Below are 26986 nucleotides of genomic sequence, written 5' to 3'. Positions count from 1 at the left end.
CTAGACCTCCTCTAGGTATAGTCCCTCTGCATCCAGTTTTAAAAGGAAGCTTGCGGATCCATTATTTAATTTTAAATAGCCGCTGTTTAAGTGCTTTGTACCATCCACTTGATGAACAGCTAGAGCGTTGTTTACATCAGCAACTGAATCTTTTGTTGCAAATCCGCTTGTATCAATTACTGGAACATGATTGTCTGTGTATTGCTTTGCTTGCTCTAAAATTGCAGCATCTTTAGCTTCAACTTGTTCGGTAGTAGAATATACACTTAAATCAACTGGTGGAATTTTTGAGATTTCTGCATTGGTATAATCTTTGGCGCTTTGTAATGTTGCTTTATCCTTATTATCTATATCAACTGTTTTGTCGTATTCAGATAAATCAACAGGTGGTATGCTCGCTATTTTTTCATCCGTATAATTCTTTGCATCTTCCAAGGTTAATCTAGCTTTTTCATCTACAGCAAGTTCCCCTGCTGATAGCCTTTCTGGCAAACTTACGAAATTCCCACGTGCTTGTATAACTTCGGCATCTACATTACCGGAATCCTTAATAATACTATCGAACTCCGCACGGACATTATCGGCAATTGTTTTAGCTTTATGGGCAGTGTTTTTAGCTTCAAGTGAATCGTTTACGGCAATATTAGAATTTGCATTTGCTTCATTCGCTGTAACCCTTATTTCTTCCACAATTGCTTTTGTTTCAGTTGAAACAGTTACTACATTTTCAGCAATTACTTTTGCTTCATTTGCAGTCTTAGTTGCATTTAATGATTCACTTTTAGCTTCATTGGCTATATTCAATGCAGCTTTCACGGTGGATGTATTTTCTTGGGCTATCCTTGTTGCTTCAGTTGATTCTTCCTTCGCTTCATTAGCTGCGGTAACTGCAGCCACAATATCGGAAGAAGTCTTTTCAGCTAACTCTCTAACAGCAGCCATATCATTCAACAGTTGCTGTACGGAAATAACAGTAACTGTCTCTCCAACTTCACCCAATGACTTCTCAATGGTCAAAATAAAAACGCCTGCATTGGGCGCTATACTAACCGTATCATCTTGATGAACTAAATTGACTTCAATTACATACTTACCAGCTGGCAAACTGTGTGACATGGTGAAGGAGAATGAATTATTTTCATAATCAATCCTAGGTGATTCAGTATTTACTAAGTTACCTTGATAGCCAATACCAACGTTTATAGTTTTGAACTGCTGCAAATCAACAAACTGATCATTTTCATCAGTGATAGCCATTTTAATTAAAGTAGCATTATCAGTGCTTTTAAGCGTATCTACATCATTCAGTAACAGGAGCTTCATCTTGTTTCTCACCCCCTTTCTTTAATTCATCAATCTGCACTAATAATTCATTGATATGAGCCTGTGCCTGCATTAAAAGTGCATCTGATTCTGCTTTTTCAACTTCAGCAGTAGCAATTTTTCTGCCAAGTGATTCTATCATTTTTATATATACTTCCTCTTTGTTCATTATTTCACCATCCCTTCTAACTTTTCGATTTTTGCAATGGCAGTTTGAAAAGCATCCCACAGAATATTAACTGTTTGATTTACTGATACACCATATCCCTCAATGTCTGCCATCCAAGGACTTACTTCATCCAAGATGAAACCAACATGCGGAAATTCCTCATCTAGCTCGTCGGTATATTGGAATTGTCGAACTGGAACACTCTTAACAATGCCATAACCGTCGCCTTCCCATGGTTTTATATTTTTCTTCAATTCTCTTTGTGATGTTTGAGTTAGATTATTACAGACAATATTTCCTGTATCATTACCCATTTTTATTTTGCCAGATGCAGAGTTTAGATTTAAAGTACCGATTAACCAACTGCCCACAGTTGTGCCATTTGATAAATCGGAGAAAGTAGGGACATATGAATTATTTATAGTTATACCTGTCTGTCCAATATTCACTTTTCCGCTATTCGCCAAGATATTAGTGCTACCAATATCCCATCCTCCAACTCCTGCCCTATCGCCATAAAAAATTCTTGCATACAAGTCGTAGTAATTGTCTTTCTCGTCAGCTACATGAACTGCTGCACCTTTTGGATTTAAGTAAATACGTGAGCCGCTTGTTGATTCTAATGCTACTCGACCAGAAGAGGACAGCGTTAAACCGTTGGTACCAGGTAAATATTTTTGCGACATGAATTCGATAGTACCAGAAGCTTGTCCATCGTTATCTCCATCCATTTGGGTACTAATACCACGGGCTGTATAGTAAACTGCACCACCATTTGTGGTGTCTTTCATCTTCACATGACCCTTATCAATAGTGACTTCATGCCATCCCGCTCTTGTACTCTCAAGCCACGTTTTTGAAAAATAGCCTCGACTCTTTAAATAAGCTCCCTCAATCAACGTGTAGGCATTCCCTGCGACAGTCGAACCACTTAATACCTTCGGTGCATAAAACGCCCCTCGCACCGTTGTATCACCATCTAACACTATGGCTTTACTAGAAATGTAGGCACTATCTGCTTCAAGATTGATTTGGCTTATTACATCACCTTTCATAACCCGCATATTAATTTGGTTGCTTAGCTGTGTGATTGTGGAGGAAGTATTTGTTTCTAGGTTGCTTACCTTTGTTTCCAATCCGAAAAATGATTGCTTAATCGTAGATATTTGACTGCTATTTTCATTTGCCTTTGTACTCAATGCTTCTACATTGGTGAATAGCCCATCCAGCCTTGAAGCTTCATTCTTCATTCTTTCAGAAAGGGCATTCGCAAAGTCCATTGCTTCTTGATAGGCTGTTTGATTTTCATCACGCATCTTTTCTACAAAATCAGGATCTAAGTTTTCTACGTCCATCTCTTGGACAATCCACTGTTCCCCGTCCCACATTCTTAATACAGGTGGTTTAACAGACGTATCTAACCATAATTGCCCTATTACAGGATGAGGTGGAGGTTTAGGACCTACAAAGATATCATTAGTGCTGCTTAATGTCGTTTCGCTACTTGCAACTACTTTCATTAGCTAACACCCCCAGAATAAGACCTTATAGGCTTACTCATGGCGTTTGCACCAAATCGGACAAGGTTAATCATATTCGTATCTAAATCCACTACAATCACGTCCCAACCGTCCTCCACAGTAGTACCGAGAGCACGATCATTCCCATCATTATCACGAGCACCTAAACTACAAATACTCATAATGGTTGGTACATTGCCTAACCCTTCACGTTTCGCTTTATCACTATGCCAATGACCATTTAATGCCGCCAACCACATACCTTTCCCACGAGTAGAAAAATCAACACTTACAGTCACTGCGAAGTCGCTATTTGTACCTTTTCCAGTAAAGCTACTACCGTTTTGCCAAGCATTTAATATACCCGCTACAATTTCACTATTAATGATTGGCGTTTCATCCTGGGATGCCGCACCATACATTGCATAATGATGGAAAGTAAGTATTTTATAATCTTTAGGTGTATTTTTAAGTTGATCAATAAGCCAATTGATTTGTGCCTTTTGATAAGCTCCGAATTTACGTGATTGATATTTATTTTTCTTATCACTTCCCAGCAAGTCATACCGCAGATCATAACTATCAAGAACAAATACTCTTACCTTTTTATCCTTTATGTCGTAATAACAATAATTAGCGTTGTCTGTGGAAGAAAAAACAATGTTGCTTTTAATATAATTTTTGCTTAGGATTGGCTTCATTTCTGCTGGCTTCGTACAGGCTGTCATTTGATTACCTGCAGTTCGAACGTCACCAAGACCATTATCATCATGGTTACCCTTCGTAAACATCACAGGGCAATCCGATTCGTTTAGTGCATCCACAACCGTTTTGAGGTTGGCTTTATTAAGATAGTTACTTGTTTTTCCGTCCACAATGTCCCCACCATGAACCACAGCATCACAATTAATTTGGTGTGTGACTTCCACAACATTGTTGATGTGGTAAAGTGACCGTAACTTTGCTTGTTGGTCCTCAAAAGCATCTGTAGCATAATGAGTGTCTGTGATAAAGGGAATCACAATACTATTAGCTGTTCGCAATTTATTGACTTCACCAATCACACGATCTACTTCCGTTTTGAAATAAGCCGTCGCCACATAATTGTATTCATCTGTTAAGAAGCTACACTTGTAAGAAACGTTATTTACAAAGTCAATAGCATCACAATAAATGGTTTGCCCTACCCCTTCATTAGCCATTTCCCATTCAGTGTCATGCGTTCCATTAGGCAATATTTTCTCCCACTTGTATTGATGTGGCTCCCCGAATGTTCGCACGTTGTCTTTGTAAACTCGTGCTGTTAATTGTGTATCACCTACTCCATTTTTTATAACAATGCCATTACTGCTAAAGATTTCTAAACGGTAAACTGGATTAATGTTTTTGCTTACATCAGTTAGTTGAGATTGTAGCTTCTGAATGAGTCCAGGAACATCATTGTCTAGCTCAACATATTCACCCAGTACTACCGTATTTGCCCCCACATTGCTATATGAGGTTTGCTTTTCAATTACTCGAGCGCTTACCGTCATTTCAGGCTGCATAGCAAAGTCAACAACTCGAACACTATCGCCAAGCAAAACAGGCCCCTCATCATAGCCAGTCGTTTCATCTAACAAAGCTGGCTCGACTTCATAGTTGTAAATTGGATGATTCACCCTGTTTAATTCTTCACGTGCAGCTGCTAATAATGCCGAAGGGTATTCAGTTTCATACTCGAAGTATTTAACGAGATATTCACGGCCATCATTATAGATTTCATTAGCTTCTACATCGTAAAGAGTGTCTAATCCGTTATTGATAGAAGCGAAAGACAATCCATCTTTACCACGTGCCTTTATCGCCGTATACAGCTCTGTATCCACTTTTGTACGGGTTACGCCTTTTATATCACGTCGATATTCAAAACGTCTGCCTGTGTTATCTCTGCCCCTTTTTTCGACTAAATCAAAGTATTTGCCAACTATTCGACCGTTTCTAACTTTTACATACGCATCGATTTCACCACGGTATGTATTGATTAAGTTTTGTAGCTCTTCCTGGGCATTTGTTGTGCCGTCAAACTCTAATGACCGTATTTCTCCAAGCCATTCTACATTTCCTACTTCCCAACCGCTAAGCGCCAAGATATGCGCCATAGCTTCGGAAAAATCTACATTTTTAAGTTTCGATTTAGCGACGACTGTTTTATTCAAGTCATTAATAAAAGCATTTTCTGCTTCAACCGTTTTGGAATGTATATTGCCAATAGCTCGACTACTTTCACTATAAATACGAAACAGTCTAAACTTTTCACTTTCATCTTCGAATAAAATGAAAGCACCCGCCACAAGAGCAAGTGCCTCCTGGCGATCTTCAGGAACAGAGAGTGTATAAGTATCATCGAAGTTTTCAATTTTCTCGATTCGCATATCATCATAAAATGGACAGCTTTGTGCATTGTCATTACTCAATGATGCAACAACTTTATAATTAAGGTTGTCATAACCTCGCGAATCTGTATGCATGACCAATAAGTTCAACTTATACACCTCCTAATATGATGTAGGCCGGTATGTAATCGACCAATCTAATCCATCGCTAAATGCAATTTCTTCTGTTAGATTCCCGTGGAGTTTAATCCAATCAATCCCAATAACTAATGCATCCATCCACAACATCCCATTCTTGTACATGCGACCTTTTTCACAATCAATCACAATCTCGTCACCTGTAAAAATAATGACTTCTGGTGATGTACTGATTACTTCTTCCTGTTTATTCACATTAATTTTTTCTACTTTTAAATCACAAAACGCAAGGTAGTTTGGAGTATATGAAACTTCTATTTCATCTTCTCGAATATCTTGTTTAGCCGCAACTAGACCAAAACCACCGAGCAGGTTTCTAAAAGTACCATTTGAATCAATCCAAATCATTTCATTTCTCGATACTTCGTTACGTGTTTTAGGATCTAATGAAACAATAGTTGCGATAAACTTCTGGCCTATCTTTTCAAGAGCCAAGTACCCATAAAAGTCAGTGTACTTATTTTCACCCGAGTTTTCGTTCACCGTTTCCGTTATTGTTTGATAAGTATAAGTGACCTTGCCTTTGGAATCTGTCTTCTTTACTTTCTTTTTACCCCTAATCGTTATTTTCTTATTCTTAGCATTTTTAGAGGCTGCTTTAAACTCACCCACAGTCTTTGTACTGCCGTCATTTCGATAAACTTGCATATAGGCCTCTTGCTCAGTCCCATCGCTCGTATCTTTTATACTTAACTTACCCGCACGTTTACCTGTTGTATCAAGTAAGTACAATTCAAGTTTCGTTTTAGAACGGTGATATTTTGAAATAGATTGAATTCTAAATGTTACTCTCCAATCTGTTAGTGCTGCTGTGAGCATACGTTTAAGACCAGCGCCGTACCATACATCCGTTGCAACTTGTTTTTCACCAAACGTTTTCACCTCGAATGCATCTTTCCCTTGCTGAAAATCTGAGCCTTTCCCAATATGGCCATTTTCAATTTCCCATGACAGATATTTCGGGTCATTTGAAACACGTTGCCATAAGCCAAGATTTTGAGCTGTATCGTGGAAGACTGTTTCATACTTCTCAACTATAGTTTCACCTGTCTCTACGTTTACTTGTCCACCAGCATATACATATTGATCTTTTGTGCTCACACCAATTTCAGTTAAGTTTTGTTTTGCTATAGCTCCAAATATAGGATACGTCTCTTGCTCACCTTTCGGAGTTAGAAGCAAAGTGGAGCCATCCACTTGAATTTGTTCTTGTTCTCCATAACGATAAGGATCACTACAGGTGAAAGTTAAAGTCGTTTGCAAATCATAGCCCTGAAGCCTGCTATAATCCCCAATTTCAGAAAACGAACCGTAATAAACCCAGTCCGGCATATCATCAAAATATAATTCCTTTTCTACATTTGTATCTTGGATAATATAATTTTCTAATGCTCGGCGTTTATCTTCCTGCTCCCGTCGTGTGGAAGCAAGGATTGTAATACTAATTGCAATAAATCTTTCCCCGATTGTATTACCATAAAAAAGGACACCCCTTCTGGCTGGGATGTCCTGCGTTACCCTTGATAATTGTGGAGCCTGTGGAATACTGTCATTGATAAAAATACCGAGCGATTTAAACGATACGCCGCCATATATTATTGACATTGCACTCATATTGTAGGCATCCCCCTCGCTCTATTTTTTCTTTGTTCTTCTTTATTTTTATAACTATTAACCATTTTAGCAAGCACACGGCCATCTAAAAAAACATCTGTAGATTTAGCCAGTAATTGCGTTAATAAATCAATCTGTTGCTGCATCATGCTCATTTGGGCATCTTGTCTTTGAATTATTGCATGTATTGCCTGTTTATCTAAAGAAGATGTTGAAGAGGTGGTATTTCCTAACAAGTTTTGTGCTGCATACGCTAATAAATCTAATGCTCTGCTACGCATACCAGGCTTAGGCTGTAACGGAATGACAACTTCTTGTTTATTTCCTTCACCAAGCATTGCTAAGTGTTGTTTGTTGATGATACCGCCATCTTCATACTTAGCGCCCGGCCAAGAAGAGATATGAACGTGATTCATGTGTCCTGTCGCCCAAGAAGGTTTTAAACCATTCCCATATTTTCGACCATACACGGTATTATCACCAATTGTGTAAGCAACTCCCGGCAACATAGAAGCCCATTTCGCAACAGCTTTATATCCACCATTAGAACCAAAACCACTCAAGTCAATGGCTGCATGTCTACCATGATCATAAGTATCGCCTGGTCTATGTCCGCTTGTCACGACTAAACCTCTACCCAGTGGAGAGCTCATTACTTTTTGAGCGATTTGATACAAAGAATCATATACGCCCCATTGGTTGGTAACAGAAGTATTACCTAGTGTAATATCGCCACCCATTGTTCCGAATAGTCCTTTAAACGCTTTTAAAGTTTGCTTCTTTACCCATCCGGACATTGTCCCAGCAGTCCACTTATCCATAATTTTAGGGAATTTATTATCAAAGCTAAAAGCATTCGTCAACTTGTTCCACGCAAATTTTGGACCCTTCATAACAAAATCAAAAGCGTCAACTGCTTGGTTTTTTAAATAACGTACACCATCTTTTACAAAGCTACCTGTACTATTAAGTGTTTTCTTAAACCAATTATCATCACCAGTACCATTTTTGAATGCAGGGAAGTTGTATCTGCTAAGAATATCCTTTGTTTTGTCATGTGGAAGAACTGCTGAACCGCTTGGTAAATCTAATAATTGGGGACCACCTACACCAAGCAATGAATAGCCGCGATTCGGAATATAAGAAAGCTCTGTTCCTTCTTCCCCTACTAATGCGGTACCACCCTTATGTTTACCTTGATATGTTCCTTTTGCATAAGTAGCATATGGTCCCTTCGCTGCTTTTCCTATATAGGAAGGTGCTTCAGGAGCTTTTTTACCACCGAAGAAGCCAGTTAACCAATCCCATGCTTTTTTGAACCAACCAGTAAAACTACTCCATGCTTTGCCTATACCGCTTGTCTCTTTTTGAGCATTTCTAATGTTTGCTTCTTTTTGCTCTCTTGATGCCCTGGTCGATTCTCTTTTTTGTGCTTTGGCGTTTCTTACAACACCGTCATGCTTGCTTTTGGCTTGTTTAACCGTCTTTTCTTTTTCTTTTATAGCATTAGCAATCATTTTCTCGTATTGATCTTTAGAAATTACTTTTAATTCTTTGTACTGTGTCCATGCGTATTGAACTGAATCTTTATACTTTTTATCTGCAAAGTTAACTGTTTTCTTATATTCCTTGTCAGCTTTGGCGATTGTATCATTCATTTCTTTAGTTGCTATATCATGGCGTTGTTTGCTACGCTCTCTGTTGATTCTAGTTATTTCTGATTCACTTTTAGCCGTTTTCTTGATTTTCGTATTGTACATTTGATTGTTAATACGATTGATTTCATTTTTTTCCTTGCTAGTTAAAGCCCTTTTTTCTTTAGATGCATTGCTCATAATCTGATTTATACGTTTGTTGTTATTGTTTACCTTGTCAATCTCAGCTTTATGTTTTTCATCTAATTTAGCTAGAGCTTGTTGCTTTTCTTTTGCAGATAAAGATTTATTTGATTCTAAGGCCTTTTGTGCTTCTACTCGTTCTTTTTGTTGGCGCTCTTTGATTGAAGATAAAACGTTATTTTTCATTTCAGTGAATTGCTTAACGGTATCATTTTTAATTTTCTCGTTGATAACCGCATTAGACATCATGATTTGATTTAACTTTACTTTAGCGCCTTGGTATAACTTATCGTACTCTTTTAGGGCTACTTGAGTAGACTTATCGATACCTTTTACTTTTAGAGATAGACTAACTCCCTCTTCCGACTCTTTTTTAGCTTTTTTCAGTGCCTCTTCTTTTTTGTCTCGTTTATCAAACGCTTGACCAATAGATGAACCAAGTTTATCGCCAGCTATACCTCCAGCTATACCCCCTACTACTGTTCCAAGCGCGGTACCAAACACAGGAACAATGGAACCAACAGCAGCTCCTAGTGCCGCTCCTCCGGCTATACCTCCTACAGAACCACCAAGAGATCCTCCAATTGATTGTTTAGTTCCAGATCCACTTGCTATCTCATATACAAGCGAGCCTACTCCTGCAACTGCACCAATTGCGCCTGCACCTTTGACAAACTTAAGAGCCTTTGCACCTTTGCCGATTTTTTGAGCATTCTTAGCAGTTCTGCTCCCAGTCGTAACAACCTCATTTGGTATTACTGTAGCACCTTTAACACCTTTCTTACTCCTACGACCAACAGTAGAGACGTCGCCACCTCTTGCAGCATTATTTCGTTGCAAGGCTGCTGTATTTGTATTTAAAGCATTTGTTTCATTGTTTAGTGCAAGTCTACTAGCTTCTGTTTTATTTTTAAAATTACCTAAATTTAAAACACTATTAGACAAGAGTTTTAATACACTTGTTCCACCCCTGGCTAATCTACCAAAACCAGTTATAAGACTTCCTATTCCAAATGTGACAAAACCTAAAGCTGCTCCAACTCCTGTAACTCCTATGCCAATTGCAGTCCACTTAGCGATATTATGCTGTGTACTTTCATCCAGTTTATTGAACCATCCAACCGTTTTTTCAACTGTACCAGCTACCGTCTTTAAAGTAGGAACAAGCGCAAAACCAAAGGCTGTGGCAGCACTTGAAGCTTCACCTGACATTTTTTCGATGGCACCTTTAAGAGTCCTCATTTTTGTGGCAGCCACATCATCAGCTTTGACTTTGTTAATGGACACACCCATTTCATCAAAAGCTTTTCTACCTGCTTTCGAAGCAATCATTGCTGCACGGATAGCATCGGAACCAAACATGGTATTAAATGCATTGATTTTCTGCTCTTTCGATAAATTCTTGGTAGACTTTTCTAGGATGTCAAATACTTCTGACATAGATCTAACATTTCCTTGTTCATCAAAGAACGCAGATGATAAATAACCACTAGACTCCCTTAATCTATCCGTTTCTTTAGCCAAATCTGCTTTAGATGCACCCGAACCTAATTCTTGTTTTGCTAACTCTTTAAAAGCCTTTTCTAAATCTGGGATAGTACGGGATGCAGGCTTAATCCCTTTTTCAACTAAGTATTTATAACCTGCTGTGGTGTTAGTTGTTGAAATACCTAAATCCTCCATGATTGTGGCTGCTGCTTGAGTTTGTGGAGATAACCGCATAATCATGGTTTTTAATGATGTACCTGCATCTGAACCTTTAAGTCCATTTTGTGCGAATACAGCTAGAGCATTATTAGTGTCTGCAAAACTAAATCCAACACTTGAAGCTACACTAGATACCATAGATAATGAATACTTCATTTCTCCCACAGATGTGGCAGAAGCATTGGCTGAACCTGCTAATAAATCTGCTGCTTTAGCCATTGATATTCCATCATCTCTAAATGAGTTCAAAACTGTGGAAGAGATTTCTGCCGCATCGCCTAATTCCAATTCGCCTGCAGTTGCAAGTGATAAGGCTGCTCTTAATCCACCACCCATAATAGCTTCTAAATCTACACCGGCTTTAATTAATTCTTGTGCACCAATAGCGACTTCTTTATTGCTATATTTTGTTTCAACACCTAAATCTTTAACTAACTTTGTTATACCTTTACCATATTGCGACCATTCCGAAGGAGCCATTAACGCTTTGATATCTGCCATCGCTTGCTCAAAGTCAGCTGCTTGTTTAACGGTATAACCTAGCCCTAAACCACCTGCAGTAGCAATTCTTCCAAAAGTAGATGTAATATCTCTTCCGGCATCTTTAACTTTATTTCCCGTCTCTATAGAACGATCAGATAACCCTTTTAATTTCGCTTCTGCTTTTCCTAAGTTATCCGCAAACTTACCCATTCTAGGGCCAACGGTTCCAACTTTTCGATTAAGCGAATTAAAGGAGTTATCTAGCTTTTTTTGTTCTTCCACAAGGGATTTATATTTACTTGTTGCCTCTACAACTCTGCGATCATGTTCGCCAAATTCTTTCGTAAGCTCGTCTACTTTTTGCTTCTGCAGTTCAACTATTTGACGGTGCTTATTGCTCTGATCACTTAGTCCTTTGAGCTTCTCCTTTTGTGCTGTGAAAGACAATCCGCTCTTTCTAAGGCTTTCTACATTTTTATCTGTTGATTTTTTTAATTTAGAAAATTCATCTTCTAAATCTTTCGTTGAATTTTTGAATTCAATCATTTCAGCTTTAGTTCGAGTTATTTGTTTTTCCCAAGAAGCCTGTTGGGCAACTGCTGTATTTATACCCTTAGCTAGCTTAGCCACCTGGTCAGACTCAGCACCAAAAGTAGTAATAGCTTCGGCATGTCTTTTTCGTAATTCTTCAATTTTGCGTTTATTTACTTCAATGACGGTGCCTAACCCCTTAACTTTTTCACCTAAAGCACCATATTTATCACCTGCTTGTTCTAAAACAGAGACATTGGCTTTCATAGCGGATTGAGCAACCTTAAGATCAGCTTTAATACCATCTAACGATTTATTAAATTTTGCTGAATCCATGCCGAGCTCTATAATCATCCGGCCGAGAGGTTTTTCTTGCGACATGGTTTACCTCCTTTCTTAAGGTAGTGCCTTCACAAAATCTGCTAAATCTACTACTTGGTCTTCTTTTTTCTTATCTTTTGTACTTAAAACTTCCAACAAATGATTTAAATCAGCATTCATAATATCCGTGTAATTCATACCATCTTGCATAAACTGCTTAACTAACCGGTTAATATCATCCAAGTACTCCTGAGCCGTTAATCCAGTTCCTCTTCCATCTCCACGTCCTGCATAATCTGGATCAGACGTTGAGCCTTTTTTTCGCTGTACCCCAACACTTTGTAGTAAATTTCATACATTCTTTTCATTAATTCGTGTGCCTGGATTCCTTCAAAGATTTCATCTGATTTAATGCCAAATAAATTAGCGACAAAATCGACTAAAGCCATCGCACTATCTAGTTCACTTTCATGCACTTCATTCTGCAATTTAAGTGCTGTAATTAAGTTTTTAGCACTCACCCAATCTTTTGTATGTGTAGTAACTTCCTTCGTTTTTGGATTCGTTAATTCTAATGTGTACATTTTCATTCCTCCATTTTTGAATAAAAATAAAAGCCCTCCAAAACGGAAGGCTTCTTGTTAAGGTGCTGGCACTTCAGGTGTATATCCTGGGAATGCGTACGCTCTTAATTTACTTGCCAATTCAGTACCAATACCGTATGCAATCGTTTGACCATCATCATTTGCTGTACAATCCATCGTTAATTTTTCTGATTCTGGTTCACCTGGTTTATCTTCATTGGTTTTAAAGCTTTCATCCCCAGCTGAGAATTTACCTCGTAACAATGAATATAAAACCGGTTGGCCGCTTGCATCTTCAGATTCTAAAATACCTGCCACATATGGAGGATCCGTATCTTCTCCAATTAAAGTAAAACCGTCAGCATGCTTTTTTCGTCCAAGAACAGCTTCTTGCATTTCTTGCGGGATATCTAAAATATCGATATCCGCTTTTACATCCCCTGTACCTTTTGCGGAAACAAAATAAGCAGTATTTGAAGCGTATACTTTGATAGAATCAGGTGAAATACCTGAAATAGAGGCTTCAACCATACCACCTTTCCCAGGTTTACCTTCTATAATAAACACCTTGTCGGGCACTACTTGTCCTGCAGCATCTAACACTGCGAAAGTGCCGCGTTTAAAACCAACTTTAATCATTTATTGTTCCTCCTCTTTTTCTACAATTTGTCTAACGTATCTTCTCGCTAACATGTACAAATCGATATCTTCGTCTTTCGTTAACGGAAATCGATAGTAGCAACTCCACTTTTCAGCTGCCATTGCTTGATCTAGTATCTTTTTGTATGGCTCAAGTTCCTGAATAGTTCTAGCCCATACCGTAATTTGCACTTGATAAATTTCTGAAAAAACTTTATTGCTACTAAATGATTCAGCATAATCGTAGATTTCATTTATACGTAGTAATGGAGCATTCTCAATTTTTTGATATACAGCTGGGATATCAATCATGTAAATCTTCTCATCAGGCACTAATGACGTAACACTTTCATTAGTGCATAGAATGTCATTCACTGCTTTTACCGCAATCATAGCCCCAGCCCCTTTTTTAGCTCTTTACTTAATTCATTAAAAAACTCGTCCTGTGATTCGTGAGTTGTTTTCTCCATAAATCCTTGAGGCTTTTGGTTAATGGTTCCCATTTCAGGAAAGTGAGCACGCCAATAAGTATCTTTACTAAACCCAACTTGCATTCTGCCTTCTTGATTTACATTAGTTGTAACAATGTCGTCTCTTAAGTGGCTATACTTCGTGCGTTTTAGACTGTTCGCATTTTCATATTGCCTTTGAGCTTTCCAACTGCCATCACGACTCTTCTCACGTGCAAGTGGTGTATTTTCCTCTAATGACTTAACAACTACCTCAGAAGCCTTTCTTACAGCTTTATTCAACACCCTTTTATTCTGACCGGCTAATTTACGCAAACCTGCTTCTACACTTCTCATATCGATTTCAGCCATTTATGACACCACTTCCGCCGTAATTCTTACTAAATCTTTATCATTTGAAGGTCCCACATCCATGACTTTGTAATCTTGGTCTTTATATCTGATTTTTAATGGCTCTTTTTTTAGCTGCTTTTGCATCTGAATAGGCACATTAAAAAACACTGTATCCTCAAATACAGTGCCGATAGCAGAAATTTTATTTTGAATAGATTGGCCAAAAAACTCTGCCCAACAAGAAAACAGAACAATATCCTTTGGCACACGATCACCATAATCATTTTTAATCATTTCTGTTTTGAAAAAGTGTATTCGACAATTCAAACGATTTACGTTACTTTTACGCATGAATATCACCTAAAATCGGCTTTGGAATAGCTTTTAGCTTCAATATTAGATCTTGTATGCCGTATGTTAATGGCTTCGAAAGAATATCGTTCATATCGTCAACACCTGTTCGATTGTTATACCAATGAGAAACCAGCATTAAAACCGCTAATTCATATGTTTGATAATCCGGTGAGTCAACAGAAGGAATAACGCAACCAGAACCTAGTAAATGTGAGTTAGCCGATACGATTAAGAATTCAAGGATTACATCCTCTTCATCCCAATCAATTTTCAGCCATTGTTTGACTAATTTCAGTGAAATCATTACTTATCACTGCCTTTTTCATCCGCTGTTTTTTTATTTTTAGACGTTTTAACCTCTTTTTTATCTTCTTTTTCCTCAATGAATTCCAAAAATGCAACATCATATTCAGGATGAACTTTTGTTAAAAATTCAGCTCGTGTTTTAGTTAATTTTTTACCTTCGGCAGGATATGGCTTACCAACTTCATAAACATGACCATCTTTGTCCATAAATTTATTGATCACTTTATACATCGTTTCACCTTCTTTTCAGAGAATTTAAAAGCGCCTATAGGTTATCCCTATTAAGGCGCTGGTGTAACTTCTGCGATACGGAACGCAGATGATAATTTAATTTGGTGGTCAAACCATGCAGTTACGACAAAGTATTCAATACCTAATTTGACATCTTTTTGGTTTTCAAACAATGTACCAAGATCATAGTTGAACTGTGCGTAATTGAAGTCGCCGACAATTGGAGCACCTGCTGCGGCATCAACAAATACAACAGGTTTTCCAAGAATTTGTTCAGGCTGTGCAGTGTAAAGTGTAGCGTTTCCGTTAGCTAAAGTTTCAATGAGATCTGAATAATCCGAGTATGCCATCACAATTGTGGCATTCTCACGATAATCTTCATGCAAAGATGTAAGTGCTGATTTAATAGCTTTATAAGTGTTGGTCCCTTGTACTCTAGCAATATTTGTTTCATCAGAATAGAAGGACATGTGCTCTTCTCCCGCTTTAGGCGTCTTAGCAAACGATACTTTCTTTTCTTTTGCAGCAAGACCTGAACGCAATGCATTCTCAGTATGTGTTACTAGAGCTGTGTCTGTTCCATTTAATACTGTTTCAGATACACCCGCTAAAACTTTAAATTTATGTCGGCCGAAGACAACATTATCGCCTTTTAGCTTCATTTCTTTTGCTGTTTCAGTATCTGCAATGAAATCATCATCGTCCAAAGTGAATGCCAATCGTGGCAACTCAAGATTTGTAATCTGTGTTACTGTCTCGATTTCGCGCAATGGATTTTTAACTAATGGAGCTAAGATGACATCTTGAGAAACTGTTTTAGGTAGAAATTTCTCACCACCTGTATTATTTCCATCACCTAATACAGCGCGAACATCTTGGGCAACTGATTTATTTTTCATAGTTGCACGAATTAATGAAGCTTTTGCCGCAACTACTTTTTGTTGTGGATCTTCAATACCACCAAGACCTGTATTTGATCTTGCTTGTTTTTCAGCTAAGCTTGCTTTTTGTTCAGCTTCCATTGCATCATGTTGCTCTTTGATGACATTAAAACGCGCTTGCAAATCCGCTTTAGATTTCTGCATATTTTGAATATCTTCTAATGATGAAGATGTATTCGAAGCTAAAGACGTTAATTCACCTTCTGTTTTTTGAAGTTGCTGACCAATAGTAGCCATCGCTTGTTTTAATTCGAATAGTGTTTGGTTGCCGAAAAACTGTAATTTCAACATTAATGGATGGAATACCGCTTTTTGATTAGATTTTTTCATTTTCATTTTCCTCTTTTCATTAAAGTATTGTTTTTAGGTACAATTGATTTACTTTTGAGTCAGCTAAAATTTGTTCACGTAGAGTTTTTTCTTCTGCAGACATTGCGCTAGGAATTAGTTTTTGCAGTTGTCTAGGAACATTTCTGTAATGTTGCTTATATTTGTCTGTGATACTAGCCGCCATATGATTAGACTCTTCCACAACATCACATAAGCCGTAATTAAACGCTTCATCAGCAGATAACCAAGTTTCGTTATCTAACAATTCTTTTAAGGTTTCTTCACTAAGCTTATTTCCTGCTTTATCGAGATACATTTGGATTGCTGATTGATTTATACGATCTAAATCATCAGCTGCCTTTCGTAATTCGTTTGCATTTCCACTTGTCCATGTCCATGCATTATGAATCATTAGCATTGAATTAGAAGGCATTCGAATTTCATCAGCAATCATTATAAAAAATGATGCTGCAGAAGCCGCTAATGCATCTACATGCGCAATGACATGTGCCTTATGTCGTTTTAACATATTCGCCATTGCTATTGCTTCAAAAACTGATCCACCTGGTGAATTCACATACAGATGTATGGTTTCAACATCTCCTGCTTCATCTAATTTTTCTTTGAATATTGTAGAAGACATTTCTCCGAATTCTTCCCAGGCCCATTTAGTAATTTCTCCATAAATAAAAACATCTGCTGAATTACCATCGACAGATGCCTTAATGTCAAAGAAACATTTTTTACTCTGATTTCCCATTCCCCTCACCTCCTCTCAATGAAGTTGTTTTTCTTAATGCAGGATCCATTTCAAGAGGGTACATATCACCGGAAATCCAAAGTTCTGCTGCTTGTCCTCCCATTGGTGGTAAGTCTTCATACCTTCTGATTTCATCTCGCGTCATATAACCATCTCGTGAAGCCGAATGATAGAAAGCGGTTCTTGCTGCCGTATCACCTCGAAGCAATGCCCCCATATTAAATTTAAAATAAAAACCACTGCGTTTTTCGCTAGTGGTTAGTAGTTTTTTATTAAATTCCTGCTCATACTGGCGAACAATTGGAGTAACGGTCATTTGCACGAATTGAATCATAAGTTGCTCCGTATTACTGAAGCCTCCGCCTGTTTCATTCAAAAATATAACTGGTACATTATAAACGTTTGCTACTCGATCACGTGTGATTTTTTCGTTATTAATAATGTCTGAAGAAATATACTGTTTCTCTAACTGCGCAATTTCAACGCCTGGTTCTTTGAATAAAACACCACCATTTTCAGCGTAAAATTGGCGGAAATTATCAACCACTTGCTTCTTCTTCTCTTCATCTACGTTTGCTCCGTATGAAAGCAAAAAAGAATCAAGTTTTTCCATTTCAGACAAAGCAAAATCTTGGACCGCTTTATCGAAGCGTAAAGTATTAGCAAGCACTTTTAACGGACTAATTCCTGCTAGACGACTTGCCCCTGTTATATGTTTTACATGGATAACATCCGCGCTATTTGCATAGTAGGTAGCATTTTGAGCAATTATTTTGTACCATAATTCACCCGTATCTAAATCAGTAAATGGGGTTACATATGTTGGATCCAGCGGATAGATAGCTTCAACTTGTGCCCTTATATCTCGTTGAATGATAGCATATGCATTGCCTGTTTCATTTCTATTCACTTCCATCGTACGCATGAATTCAAATGAGGTCATTTGTGGATTAGGTTCATTCGCAATTAAAAAGGCTACATTATTACTGTGAATGTCGTAATCTTTATACAACTTCAAAGGTAAGGAAGCCATTGTATTTGATAATCGAGTGATGACACTAAAGATATTTTCATTTGTGGCCAGTTGCGAATTATCAATTCCCCAAAAAGTTCTTCCAAACCATGACGTAAAATCAAATAATTTTCCCTGCCATCCACTTACTGCAGCTTTAAACGCTAATTTTGTCCTTTGAAAGATGTTCATTTTCTCACCACCTTCTATCATTGTCTTATCTCATTGATATAAATTTAACGTTCCCATCACCCTTAGGTTTTGTTAGTGCAAAACGAGCTTGTACGAATGCATTTATGATTGCCGCTATTGGATCGATGCGTTCTCTTGATTTCTTTTTAGATAACAGTATATTCTCTTTTGAATCCATATCAGTTATTGCATTTCCTACTGCCCAATTTAAAACCTTGTCTTTTAAGTGAGTGATGCTACCTTTATATGCATATTCACGGAAGTCTTTTGTAGGCTCCGATAAAGTCGCATAACCTTGTCGTATTTCTACAGTAGTAATCCCTTTGTTCGCCATATTTTGAGCGAATTGAGTAGCACCCCATGGATCATAGCAAAGCATAATCGGATTCCAACCCTTATTGATAATTTCATCCATAATCCAATCTTCCACATATTCATAATCGACTACCGCTCCAGGAGTTACATCCAGCCAACCTTCATCAATCCATAGATCATAAGGTACTTTATCTTTTGTTCTACGTTCATTTAAGGTTTCTTCCGGCATAAACGAATGCTGCTCAACATGTAAAGAGTATTCTAAAGGGAATGCAAACCCAACACTTGTTAGGTCAATCTTTTTTGATAAATCGACACCAATGTAAACATCTCGTCCAGTAGTATCGAATTCTTCAACTTCGCATTCTTTCCACTTTTTAGCAGACATATAACCTTCTTCTTTCATATCCACCCATATATTCATGGTTTTTGTCATGAAAGAACGCATTTTTTCAGGTACATCTAAAGCAACCTTTAAGTCTGACCGAATTGATTCCAAGCCTTCTTCATAGGTAGCAACAATTGGATTAGCTTTTATCCAATTTGATTCAACTTTAATATCGTCTCCTTCATCTAACTCACAGATGATCGCAAAATAATCTTCATTTTCGATATCGTCATCCGGATTTAAAATTCTACTAACATACTCGTACTCTGTATAGCATGGCCGGCTTAAATCAAACCCAGCTGTTGTAATAACGACCATCAGCGGTTCTTTACGGGCCACCATACCTGATTGAAGTACGTCATAAATCTCACTCGTCTGGTGCGCGTGATATTCATCAACGATACCAACGGATGGGTTTTTACCATCACCAGTTTTACGAGTTTCTCGAGAAAGAGGAACAATTATAGATTTATTGTTTAACACTTCGATTTTTCCGTAAGCTTCTTTCCATTTCCCCTCTAGTAAAGTCGAGGAGGCTATCCCATCTCTAACCGCCTCATATACTTCATCTGATTGATCCTTTTGCCAACCAGCGATATATGCACGTTGCTTCTCTTCTCCTAAGAATGTGATATAAGAAGCAATGATTGCTAAAAATTGTGATTTTGCGTTTTTACGGGCTAATTGGATATAAACTTTTCTGAATCGGCGGGCTCCATTGGATTTCTTTTTAAAACAAAAGATGTTAACACTGATAAATAATTGAAAATCCGTTAGCTCAACTGGTTGTTCCGCAAGCACACCTTCTACATGGTGAAATTCACGTGCCCAATAATAAAAGTCTTCTCCCTCTTCTTCTTCAAAATAAAAAAGACTATCTGGATTATTCATACAATCCTCATAGTCTTTTAAAAAGCGTTTAACCGCCCATTTATGTTTTATGCATGCTTTTATACGACCTTCTAAAATGTCGTCACAATAAGCAAATACTCTTTCTAATACCGTCATAGGCGATTACCAAAACGTTTTTCCGCTTCTGTTTTTGCTTCTGCAGGTATTGTAGAGGGGATAACTAATTTTAATCGAGAGGTGATAGTTAAGCCTAAATCCGAAGCATATGAGCGACATTCATCAGATAGCTGCTTACGTGTTCGACTAAGCTTTGTATAAGCTTCCAAATCCTTTAATGGATTTAACTTTCTAATAACAGGACCTAAGCGCTGATATTCCGTTTTTGCTTCAATGTAGCGAGCAAGCGTATCTACATCAAGATTACTGATAATATCCAAAGCGATTAACTCTTCTGCGATCTTCTCAAACTCTAATTTCTGTTTTTTTAACAGATATTTAGGCGCAATAACTTTATCGTTATTCCCTCGCATTTTTTCTTCATGTGCAGCACGTTTTGCTGCTTCTTCTTTAGTAATATGCTTTGATTTACCTTTTCCTTGAATAACAGTTAAAGGCTGTTTGTTTCTTCCGGCCATCCCTATCACCTCCTAAAAAATAATTTCAAAAACGGGTTTTTCTGCGCGGATGATTGAGCATCGTTGTTTTCGACCCTGTACAAATGATTTGAAAGGTAGGGGGGTAGTTACTTTCCTTGCCCTGTCTTTCGATTGTGACAAGCTTGGCATAAATATTGCAGATTATTTATATCGAGAGCCTTTGACCAATCTTCTTTTAATGGGATAATATGATCCACTACCCTTCCTAATACAATCTTTCCTTCTTCATAACATTGAACACATAAGCCATGTGACTCCATGATGACAAGCTTCCGTACCTTCTTCCATGCAGCTGAATGATAAAACTTCGTAGCCCGTTGATCTCTTGCGTATCGATCATAGTAACGGTTGTCATTTGTCTTCTCGATGGCATGCACTTCACAATAACGATCGGTTGTTAACTTAGCACATCTAGGCTTGTTGCAAGGCTTTAATGGTTTAGGTGGCATTCATATCACCTCCACAACTATTCAGCTACATCAACGAGACGATTGCACTTGTCACATTTAAGTTGATAAGGTTGAACGTGATCAGTCATATAGGTTGATACCTCAAAACTTCCACAATGCGGACACTCAATTGCTTGATCGATCTCTTCTAATTCATCTGCCAATGCTTCAAGTTCTTTCGCCATAACCCCTGCATGCTTTGCAATAGCTTTTAGTTTTAGTTGTGATCTTTTATTAAATCCTAAATCAATAGTTAAGTTCGGCATGTAATTCCTCCGATTCTTTAAGATACTCATCACCTAGACTTAGTACTGTTTCTACCTGTTCAGGTGTCAAATCGAAGCAATGTCCTACTTGAAGTTCTTTTATTTTGCTTCTAACAAACCACGCTCGATTACTTACTGGTTTAAAAGGTTTTGTAAAGACTGGACCTCCACATCTAGGACATCTAATCCCATCTACACTACTTTCAGGTCCAAGGATTATAGTTCTGCAATTGGTATCCATACACTCGCATTGATGTTTATATCTCATTGTTCATCCCTCCCCATCTATTCATTACATGCAATTGATTTATTCGCCCACATAATTGCCTGTTCTAAATTCTCTTGAGCAATAGTCTTCTCACGGCTATCTGGACACAGTTCGTCAAACATGTGAGCCAGCTCTTTTGCTTTATTTCGAATAGCTTCATACCTTTGTGGTTGATCACTCTTCGGCGCATGATATGTAAAGCTGTTCTCTAAGTTTGAACGGATGTAATCTTTTGGTACAATTCCTCCGTTCTGCAAACACGCTGGACAATATTCTGTTTCACTTTCATTCTTGCAAATTGGATGGTTAAAACATTTATTCACCGTTATCCCTCCATAGATTTATAATGATAATGAACTTTTTAATAATTAATATGAGAAATCAAATGATCAAGGTATATTAACCCCTTTGTGACTCCTAAAATTCCCATTGATACAGCAGTCTTATTCAGTTAAAATATGGTAGATAAATAAATATGAATGAAAGGAGATACAATTATGTATCACGTAAAGATATTTGGGTATAAACTTTTACTCTTTATCTTCTTCGCTAAGAACTTTTTTTAAAGTTTAGAGTGAAGACGCCGCTAATTCTAGCGGTTGTTACATGATACTTAAAATTAATACAATAATGTATCTCCTTTCTTTATTTTCAAGCATAAGAAAAAGCCACTCGATTGAGTGACTTAATATAAATTTAAAATTTTAATTTCACTGTAAGAACGGAACCACTTGAAGTATCTTCAAATATGAACTCGTCAACAGTATAATAATGTTTTTGAGAACCGATTTTTTTACTTGAAAGTAATACCTGAACTTCAATCTCTGATAATTCCAAACGCTTTGTTTCTAAATGTACATCTGCTGGATAAACTAAATCTACAAGCATATTATCCCCCCCTCTATATTAAATCATAAAATGGAGAGAAATATATGTGAATTGTAATAAAGTAGAAAAATGATGTAATTAATAAAGCACACTGCTCAAGTGTTATGCCGTGTGCTCCTATATTCATTCGGCCCTTAGCTTATTAGAATATGTTTGGTGAGACAGACAAGGATTTGCACCTTGTATGCTAAGTGACAAAGACACGTTAACAAGTTCATTGCTGTGCGACTTACTTGCGTCTACCTATTCCGCCACTGTCTCATAATATAAAAGACCACCCAATTGAGTGGTCCCTACATTGGAAAGAAAATAATCTGCCAGTGATAACTAATAAATTATCACACTATCAGTATAACATGTTCTAATTGCATTTATAATGACGCATTTTTGACAACTTAAAAACGAAGCCCATCTACTCCGAAAACCAGTACTGTCAAGTCTTCATAAGCTTTTTGAGCAATTCTATAAACTGTTCTTTCTTTCGTAAACTGACATTTACTAATCTCTGCAACTGTTTTTTTCTCGTCGGAAATGTACATGTGATAAATAATTTCATACTTCCGTATGTCATCAGCATTCCCCGATTCTTCGCACATGAGTTTGTAGATCTCTAGCGTTTTATTGATAAACTTAACCATCGCTAAAGTTTTTTTCTTAGATTTTTTAATCGACATAATGGCAAACTCATCTGTATCTAAATCGTCTAGTTCTAACTTTTCATCAAGTTCAACAATATCGAGTTTGATATCTGCAGAATGTGCAGCGAATGATCGATAGTTTCGCAACAGTAATTTCACGTTTCGCAATCGTCGATCATGTTTATGTTTTTCTCTTTCCTGTTGTTCAGCCTGATATTTCTCAACGGCTACTGCAGCTGCAGTTCTGGCCACAATCTCTAATTGCTTCTCTGTTAATTTCACATACTTCACCTCTTCTATGGCTGGCTTTGGTGCTGTTTCTTTGTCTGCATGTCCGCATAAATGTCATCAAGCCAAATGAATAGCATGGTCAATTGCCGCGTCACCAACTGATTATTTTCGTACTTGTTGGCCATTTCTCCAATGGATCGAGATACCCAAGACCAAAACTCATGACTTTCCATCCCATGCGAGACGGCCAATTGATTAACTTGTAAAATCCAATCAGCAACTTCTGCATAAAATGCTTTATAGTTCATCCAATCTCCTCGATTCGGATATAAATACCTGGCACATTCGCCCAGAACTTTTCGACAATCTCTGAAACAACTAATGCGTCATCTTTCCAGTAGCCACATGTTGTCATACAATCCTTCAACAACTTCTGCAAATTATCCGTGTCAGGTTTGGTGTATTTATATTCCCCGTCTGTATGTTTGCCTGTTATGGGAAAGCACCATTTCACCATCAAACGAATAGAACTCATATATTTCTTTTTGGGTACATGTTGACCAAGATGGGCCATCAACTTTGCTCGCGCTGCCTTCAACTCTTCCGGTTCATAAAAGATTGGCTTTCCGTTCTGGACTGTGACTTGTTTCTGTTGGTGCGTTGTGGTTGGCACTTTTTTCATCGGCATAAAAAATTCAGTTATCATGGATCTACCTCCTAGTGTCTGCAATCTGGGCAATCATCCCATACCTCTTGATGTGGACATAAATTCAAATCGGCTTCTTTCACAAACACACCATTTACCATACGGCCTTTTCGATTCGCAATTTCGTTATATGCCTTTTGCACGCAAAATTGAATATCAACGTCCAGCTGCATCGATAAAATAGTTAAGACAACATACATATCACCAATCGCATCGATGACTTCATCCATTCGACTTTTGGCCATTCCTTGACATAGCTCCCCAAACTCTTCACCTAGCTTGAGCATTTGCTTATATGGATCTGCCGATTCTAATTCTCTATCAATTGCCCACTTGCGTATTTCATTTGTTAATTCATTCATGCTACTTAACCTTCCTCGCTTCATTTCTAATTTACAGTATTTAACTTTTTTATTTTTGAAAATTAGCTTTCGTCATGGTAAGAGAAAAATGGTGTGGCGGGCTGTGCTTAAGCCCACCACTTTTTTTCTCATGACCTTGTGGAGTGAAACGGAAATTACCTATACGTAGTATAGGGTTTCATTTCACGATTTGAAGTGAAATTCTCGGTGAAATTTTCACGATTTCACAATTTGAAATGAAATGAAATTCTCGATACTTTTCACGATTTGAAAAATGAAATGAAATGAAAACACTCGAGTTTTTCAAAAAATGAAGAAATGAAATTCTCGACGTTTTTCACAATTTCACTATTGCTTTCTTTCTACTAATCCGTTCGCAATTCTAAAACCTCCATGATTCTTAATCCGATTTCGAACGGTCCGATCTGTCACACCTAAGTATTCAGCTATTGCTTCTAATGTAATTTCTTCCTCTATTCCACATGCTTCAAATGCAGATTCTAAAGCTTCGTTTTGTTCCTTTTTTATATCTTTAGATGATTTTTTCTTACTAAGATTCTTTTTCCAACCTGTATTACCATCGTCTAACACAATGTCTTTCAATATCCCTGTCTCATCAATCTTGTGAACAGGATACTGGAACCACATATTAACTGGCTCAAACTTTGGATATTCTCGTAGCGTTCCTTCAACTCGCCAAGCTGATCGTATTTTAATCGTTTGGACTGCTCGAGCAATCTCAACTTCTGCTATTGCTGCCACGTCTGGTGGTAATACTCGTTTTGCATGGTCATACATCCTTGATAAGCTTTGTTCGTCATCTAACCCAACATGCTGATCAAAATAATCAAAGTTAACTTGCTTAATTGCATTCGCATAAATCTGAGCTGTCACGCTCTCTTGTTGCTGCTTAATTAAATCCTCTGAAAGCTCCAACTCCACTAAATCTATAATCGCATCCGGATCTCGGGCAAATACGCCGGAACCTGAAGAACGATCCATTGATTTCTTGCCACCTTGCCCACCTTTTGAATGATGGTGACAATAAATAACGCTAACACCCAATTCTGTTGCTACTTTGTCAAATTGATTCGTGAAGTGTGCCATTTGTTCAGCACTGTTTTCATCGCCTGTTAGAACTTTATAAATCGGGTCAATGATCACAGCCGAAAAACCTTTTTTATGTGCACGACGGATTAATTTCGGGGCAAGCTTGTCCATTGGTACAACCTTACCACGTAGGTTCCAGATATCGATATTGGCTATGTTATTTGGGCGTATGCCCATCGCCTGGTAGACGTCCTTGAACCGATGTAGGGCACTTGGACGGTCGAGCTCAAGATTGACGTACAGTACTTTGCCCTGTGTACATTGCCAGCCCAGCCATTTCTGTCCTTCTGCAATGGCAATAGACAGTGCAATTAGCGAGAACGACTTACCGGCTTTCGATGGACCGGCAATCAACATCTTGTGTCCTTGTCGAAGAATGCCCTCAATAATGGGTGGAGAAAGCTCAGGCAAATCATCAAACACATCTTCTAAACTCTCGATATCAGGTAGATCGTCGTTCAAATCCTCAATCCATTCATGCCATTCATCCCAATCGGATTTCCCGATATTTGTATCTACAATGAATTGTTTCTTCCCATTTCGGACGATGCCAGGTAGCCTGCTTAAACGAGAGGGATTTCGATTTTGATTATCGATATTTAACCCATTTTTCTTACATACGTTATATAAGTAATCCACTCTTTTCCGATACTCTTCATAATTTGGTGCATCAATTCGAACAATGGCATGAATACTTCTTTTTCCACTATGGACCATAATGGCTATCGGTAATTCTAATTCACGCATAACCGCATTCTGTTTTTCGATCTCCATGTTATCGGATTCGACCAAGGCATATCGGAAATCAGATACATTTTCATTTTTTACGCCTTTACCATCAAGAGGATTGAAACGGATCCATGCACCGGCTTCCTCCTTGTAATCTCCAAGTACAGAACCAATGTCACCTTCACAATTATTCAATGCCTCGATTAGTTGGCCAGCTGTACGGTCGTAGGCACCCGATGTCGGCTTATAGATTTTCTCGCCTGTCTTTTCATCGATTAATTCATACGTTTCCGTTACGTACCCGACATTCTCCGTGGACTGATAAAGCGTTTCTAAATAGCGAGTGATTTCACGTACTGGATTCCAATTGATAGGCTCTTTAATTTCTTTGCCTTCAATCCAGTTTTTATCGATGAATTTATAGTCTTCATCTCTAGTAATCTCATCATTCCAATCTAATTCATGAGAATCCTCATTCAGTGATCTAGGTTGCCAGCCATTATCTTTGGCCATTTGTGTTATGGTTGCACCAGTAATCCCATTCCCATCAAATGTGGTCCACTTTTTAAAGCATTCACCGGAACGATACCTTGCTGCATCTTTTTGTGACCAGGTATCCCAATCGCTGGCCGTATAGCCTTCGTATTTCAAAGCCATCCCTACATTGAGCCATTCCTGGTAATCGAGAAAGGCTGGATCGATGTGATCTAACAGGGCGATTAAATCAAATTTATTTTCCAAAGTGTTCACCTACTTCCTTGCTGTATTAATTGTTTGTCATCCTTCATTGCTGCGTTCGAATAATCTATAGACATGTTGTTCATAATAATATTGGACGGAACCTTAACCGTCGTTCACACCGCGATTCCCCGCACGCTTGGATTTCCGTTTCAAGCG

At 37.9% G+C, this 26986-nt stretch carries 29 protein-coding genes; all 29 read right to left on the bottom strand.

Annotated features, from left to right (window positions below; translation table 11 throughout):
- Positions 1 to 1323 carry a hypothetical protein gene (locus tag F0527_RS06325; protein WP_150284167.1) on the bottom strand — a complete coding sequence of 441 codons (1323 nt, stop codon included), beginning with the start codon at positions 1321 to 1323 and terminating at the stop codon, positions 1 to 3.
- Positions 1301 to 1492 carry a hypothetical protein gene (locus F0527_RS06320; protein ID WP_150284166.1) on the bottom strand — a complete coding sequence of 64 codons (192 nt, stop codon included), beginning with the start codon at positions 1490 to 1492 and terminating at the stop codon, positions 1301 to 1303. The genes F0527_RS06325 and F0527_RS06320 overlap by 23 nt, the downstream gene beginning before the upstream one ends.
- Positions 1492 to 3012: a tail fiber domain-containing protein gene (locus tag F0527_RS16995; RefSeq protein ID WP_190323393.1), complete on the bottom strand. Its 1521-nt coding sequence runs from the start codon at positions 3010 to 3012 to the stop codon at positions 1492 to 1494. Before F0527_RS16995 ends, F0527_RS06320 begins: the two co-directional genes overlap by 1 nt.
- Positions 3012 to 5537, bottom strand: a complete 2526-nt coding sequence (locus F0527_RS06310; RefSeq protein ID WP_150284165.1) for a phage tail spike protein — start codon at positions 5535 to 5537, stop codon at positions 3012 to 3014. The genes F0527_RS16995 and F0527_RS06310 overlap by 1 nt, the downstream gene beginning before the upstream one ends.
- Before the next feature lie 12 nt (positions 5538 to 5549).
- Positions 5550 to 7199: a distal tail protein Dit gene (locus F0527_RS06305; RefSeq protein WP_150284164.1), complete on the bottom strand. Its 1650-nt coding sequence runs from the start codon at positions 7197 to 7199 to the stop codon at positions 5550 to 5552.
- Positions 7196 to 12139 carry a phage tail tape measure protein gene (locus F0527_RS06300; RefSeq protein ID WP_150284163.1) on the bottom strand — a complete coding sequence of 1648 codons (4944 nt, stop codon included), beginning with the start codon at positions 12137 to 12139 and terminating at the stop codon, positions 7196 to 7198. Before F0527_RS06300 ends, F0527_RS06305 begins: the two co-directional genes overlap by 4 nt.
- Before the next feature lie 15 nt (positions 12140 to 12154).
- A complete protein-coding gene (locus F0527_RS16990) occupies positions 12155 to 12322 on the bottom strand; it encodes a hypothetical protein (RefSeq protein WP_190323392.1) in 168 nt (55 codons plus the stop codon).
- A 14-nt stretch (positions 12323 to 12336) separates the two neighbouring features.
- The gene (gene gpG / locus F0527_RS06295) at positions 12337 to 12663 is read right to left on the bottom strand and encodes a phage tail assembly chaperone G (RefSeq protein ID WP_150284162.1); all 327 of its coding nucleotides are present in this window, start codon (positions 12661 to 12663) and stop codon (positions 12337 to 12339) included.
- Between the two features lie 57 nt (positions 12664 to 12720).
- Complete coding sequence (locus F0527_RS06290; RefSeq protein WP_150284161.1) at positions 12721 to 13302, bottom strand: major tail protein; 582 nt, start codon at positions 13300 to 13302, stop codon at positions 12721 to 12723.
- Positions 13303 to 13695: a hypothetical protein gene (locus F0527_RS06285; protein WP_150284160.1), complete on the bottom strand. Its 393-nt coding sequence runs from the start codon at positions 13693 to 13695 to the stop codon at positions 13303 to 13305. It lies immediately after the preceding gene.
- Entirely contained in the window at positions 13692 to 14123 is a 432-nt protein-coding gene (locus F0527_RS06280; protein ID WP_150284159.1) for an HK97-gp10 family putative phage morphogenesis protein, read from the bottom strand. Before F0527_RS06280 ends, F0527_RS06285 begins: the two co-directional genes overlap by 4 nt.
- Complete coding sequence (locus F0527_RS06275; protein ID WP_150284158.1) at positions 14124 to 14456, bottom strand: phage head closure protein; 333 nt, start codon at positions 14454 to 14456, stop codon at positions 14124 to 14126.
- Entirely contained in the window at positions 14449 to 14763 is a 315-nt protein-coding gene (locus F0527_RS06270) for a head-tail connector protein (RefSeq protein ID WP_066785491.1), read from the bottom strand. The genes F0527_RS06275 and F0527_RS06270 overlap by 8 nt, the downstream gene beginning before the upstream one ends.
- A complete protein-coding gene (locus F0527_RS06265) occupies positions 14763 to 14996 on the bottom strand; it encodes a hypothetical protein (protein WP_150284157.1) in 234 nt (77 codons plus the stop codon). The genes F0527_RS06270 and F0527_RS06265 overlap by 1 nt, the downstream gene beginning before the upstream one ends.
- Before the next feature lie 50 nt (positions 14997 to 15046).
- The gene (locus F0527_RS06260; protein WP_370454643.1) at positions 15047 to 16267 is read right to left on the bottom strand and encodes a phage major capsid protein; all 1221 of its coding nucleotides are present in this window, start codon (positions 16265 to 16267) and stop codon (positions 15047 to 15049) included.
- Between the two features lie 19 nt (positions 16268 to 16286).
- Positions 16287 to 17027, bottom strand: coding sequence for a head maturation protease, ClpP-related (locus tag F0527_RS06255; RefSeq protein WP_150284156.1), 741 nt, complete (start codon positions 17025 to 17027; stop codon positions 16287 to 16289).
- Positions 17011 to 18231, bottom strand: coding sequence for a phage portal protein (locus F0527_RS06250; protein ID WP_150284155.1), 1221 nt, complete (start codon positions 18229 to 18231; stop codon positions 17011 to 17013). The genes F0527_RS06255 and F0527_RS06250 overlap by 17 nt, the downstream gene beginning before the upstream one ends.
- Positions 18232 to 18256: 25 nt before the next feature.
- Complete coding sequence (locus F0527_RS06245) at positions 18257 to 19942, bottom strand: terminase large subunit (protein WP_150284154.1); 1686 nt, start codon at positions 19940 to 19942, stop codon at positions 18257 to 18259.
- Positions 19939 to 20421 (bottom strand): phage terminase small subunit P27 family, encoded by a 483-nt coding sequence (locus F0527_RS06240; RefSeq protein WP_150284153.1) that lies wholly within the window; start codon positions 20419 to 20421, stop codon positions 19939 to 19941. Before F0527_RS06240 ends, F0527_RS06245 begins: the two co-directional genes overlap by 4 nt.
- A 107-nt stretch (positions 20422 to 20528) precedes the next feature.
- Complete coding sequence (locus F0527_RS06235; protein ID WP_150284152.1) at positions 20529 to 20891, bottom strand: HNH endonuclease; 363 nt, start codon at positions 20889 to 20891, stop codon at positions 20529 to 20531.
- Between the two features lie 17 nt (positions 20892 to 20908).
- On the bottom strand, positions 20909 to 21157 hold the full coding sequence (locus F0527_RS06230) for a hypothetical protein (protein WP_150284151.1): 249 nt from the start codon (positions 21155 to 21157) through the stop codon (positions 20909 to 20911).
- Positions 21138 to 21425: a hypothetical protein gene (locus tag F0527_RS06225; RefSeq protein ID WP_150284150.1), complete on the bottom strand. Its 288-nt coding sequence runs from the start codon at positions 21423 to 21425 to the stop codon at positions 21138 to 21140. The genes F0527_RS06230 and F0527_RS06225 overlap by 20 nt, the downstream gene beginning before the upstream one ends.
- A gap of 17 nt (positions 21426 to 21442) precedes the next feature.
- Positions 21443 to 21748 (bottom strand): Acb2/Tad1 domain-containing protein, encoded by a 306-nt coding sequence (locus F0527_RS06220; protein WP_223823529.1) that lies wholly within the window; start codon positions 21746 to 21748, stop codon positions 21443 to 21445.
- 373 nt (positions 21749 to 22121) lie between these two features.
- Positions 22122 to 22313: a hypothetical protein gene (locus F0527_RS06215; RefSeq protein WP_150284149.1), complete on the bottom strand. Its 192-nt coding sequence runs from the start codon at positions 22311 to 22313 to the stop codon at positions 22122 to 22124.
- Positions 22314 to 22708: 395 nt separating this feature from the next.
- A complete protein-coding gene (locus F0527_RS06210; protein WP_150284148.1) occupies positions 22709 to 23233 on the bottom strand; it encodes a hypothetical protein in 525 nt (174 codons plus the stop codon).
- A gap of 14 nt (positions 23234 to 23247) precedes the next feature.
- The gene (locus tag F0527_RS06205) at positions 23248 to 23490 is read right to left on the bottom strand and encodes a hypothetical protein (protein ID WP_150284147.1); all 243 of its coding nucleotides are present in this window, start codon (positions 23488 to 23490) and stop codon (positions 23248 to 23250) included.
- A complete protein-coding gene (locus tag F0527_RS06200) occupies positions 23487 to 23888 on the bottom strand; it encodes a RusA family crossover junction endodeoxyribonuclease (RefSeq protein ID WP_066787724.1) in 402 nt (133 codons plus the stop codon). Before F0527_RS06200 ends, F0527_RS06205 begins: the two co-directional genes overlap by 4 nt.
- An 11-nt stretch (positions 23889 to 23899) precedes the next feature.
- Positions 23900 to 24250, bottom strand: a complete 351-nt coding sequence (locus tag F0527_RS06195; protein WP_150284146.1) for a MazG-like family protein — start codon at positions 24248 to 24250, stop codon at positions 23900 to 23902.
- A 348-nt stretch (positions 24251 to 24598) separates the two neighbouring features.
- Positions 24599 to 26830, bottom strand: coding sequence for an AAA family ATPase (locus tag F0527_RS06190; RefSeq protein WP_150284145.1), 2232 nt, complete (start codon positions 26828 to 26830; stop codon positions 24599 to 24601).
- Positions 26831 to 26986: the final 156 nt, after the last annotated feature.

Origin of the sequence: Rummeliibacillus sp. TYF-LIM-RU47, assembly GCF_008638315.1 — a bacterium.
In the GTDB taxonomy this organism is placed as follows: domain Bacteria; phylum Bacillota; class Bacilli; order Bacillales_A; family Planococcaceae; genus Rummeliibacillus; species Rummeliibacillus stabekisii.
This window is presented reverse-complemented; position numbering and strand designations above follow the sequence as displayed.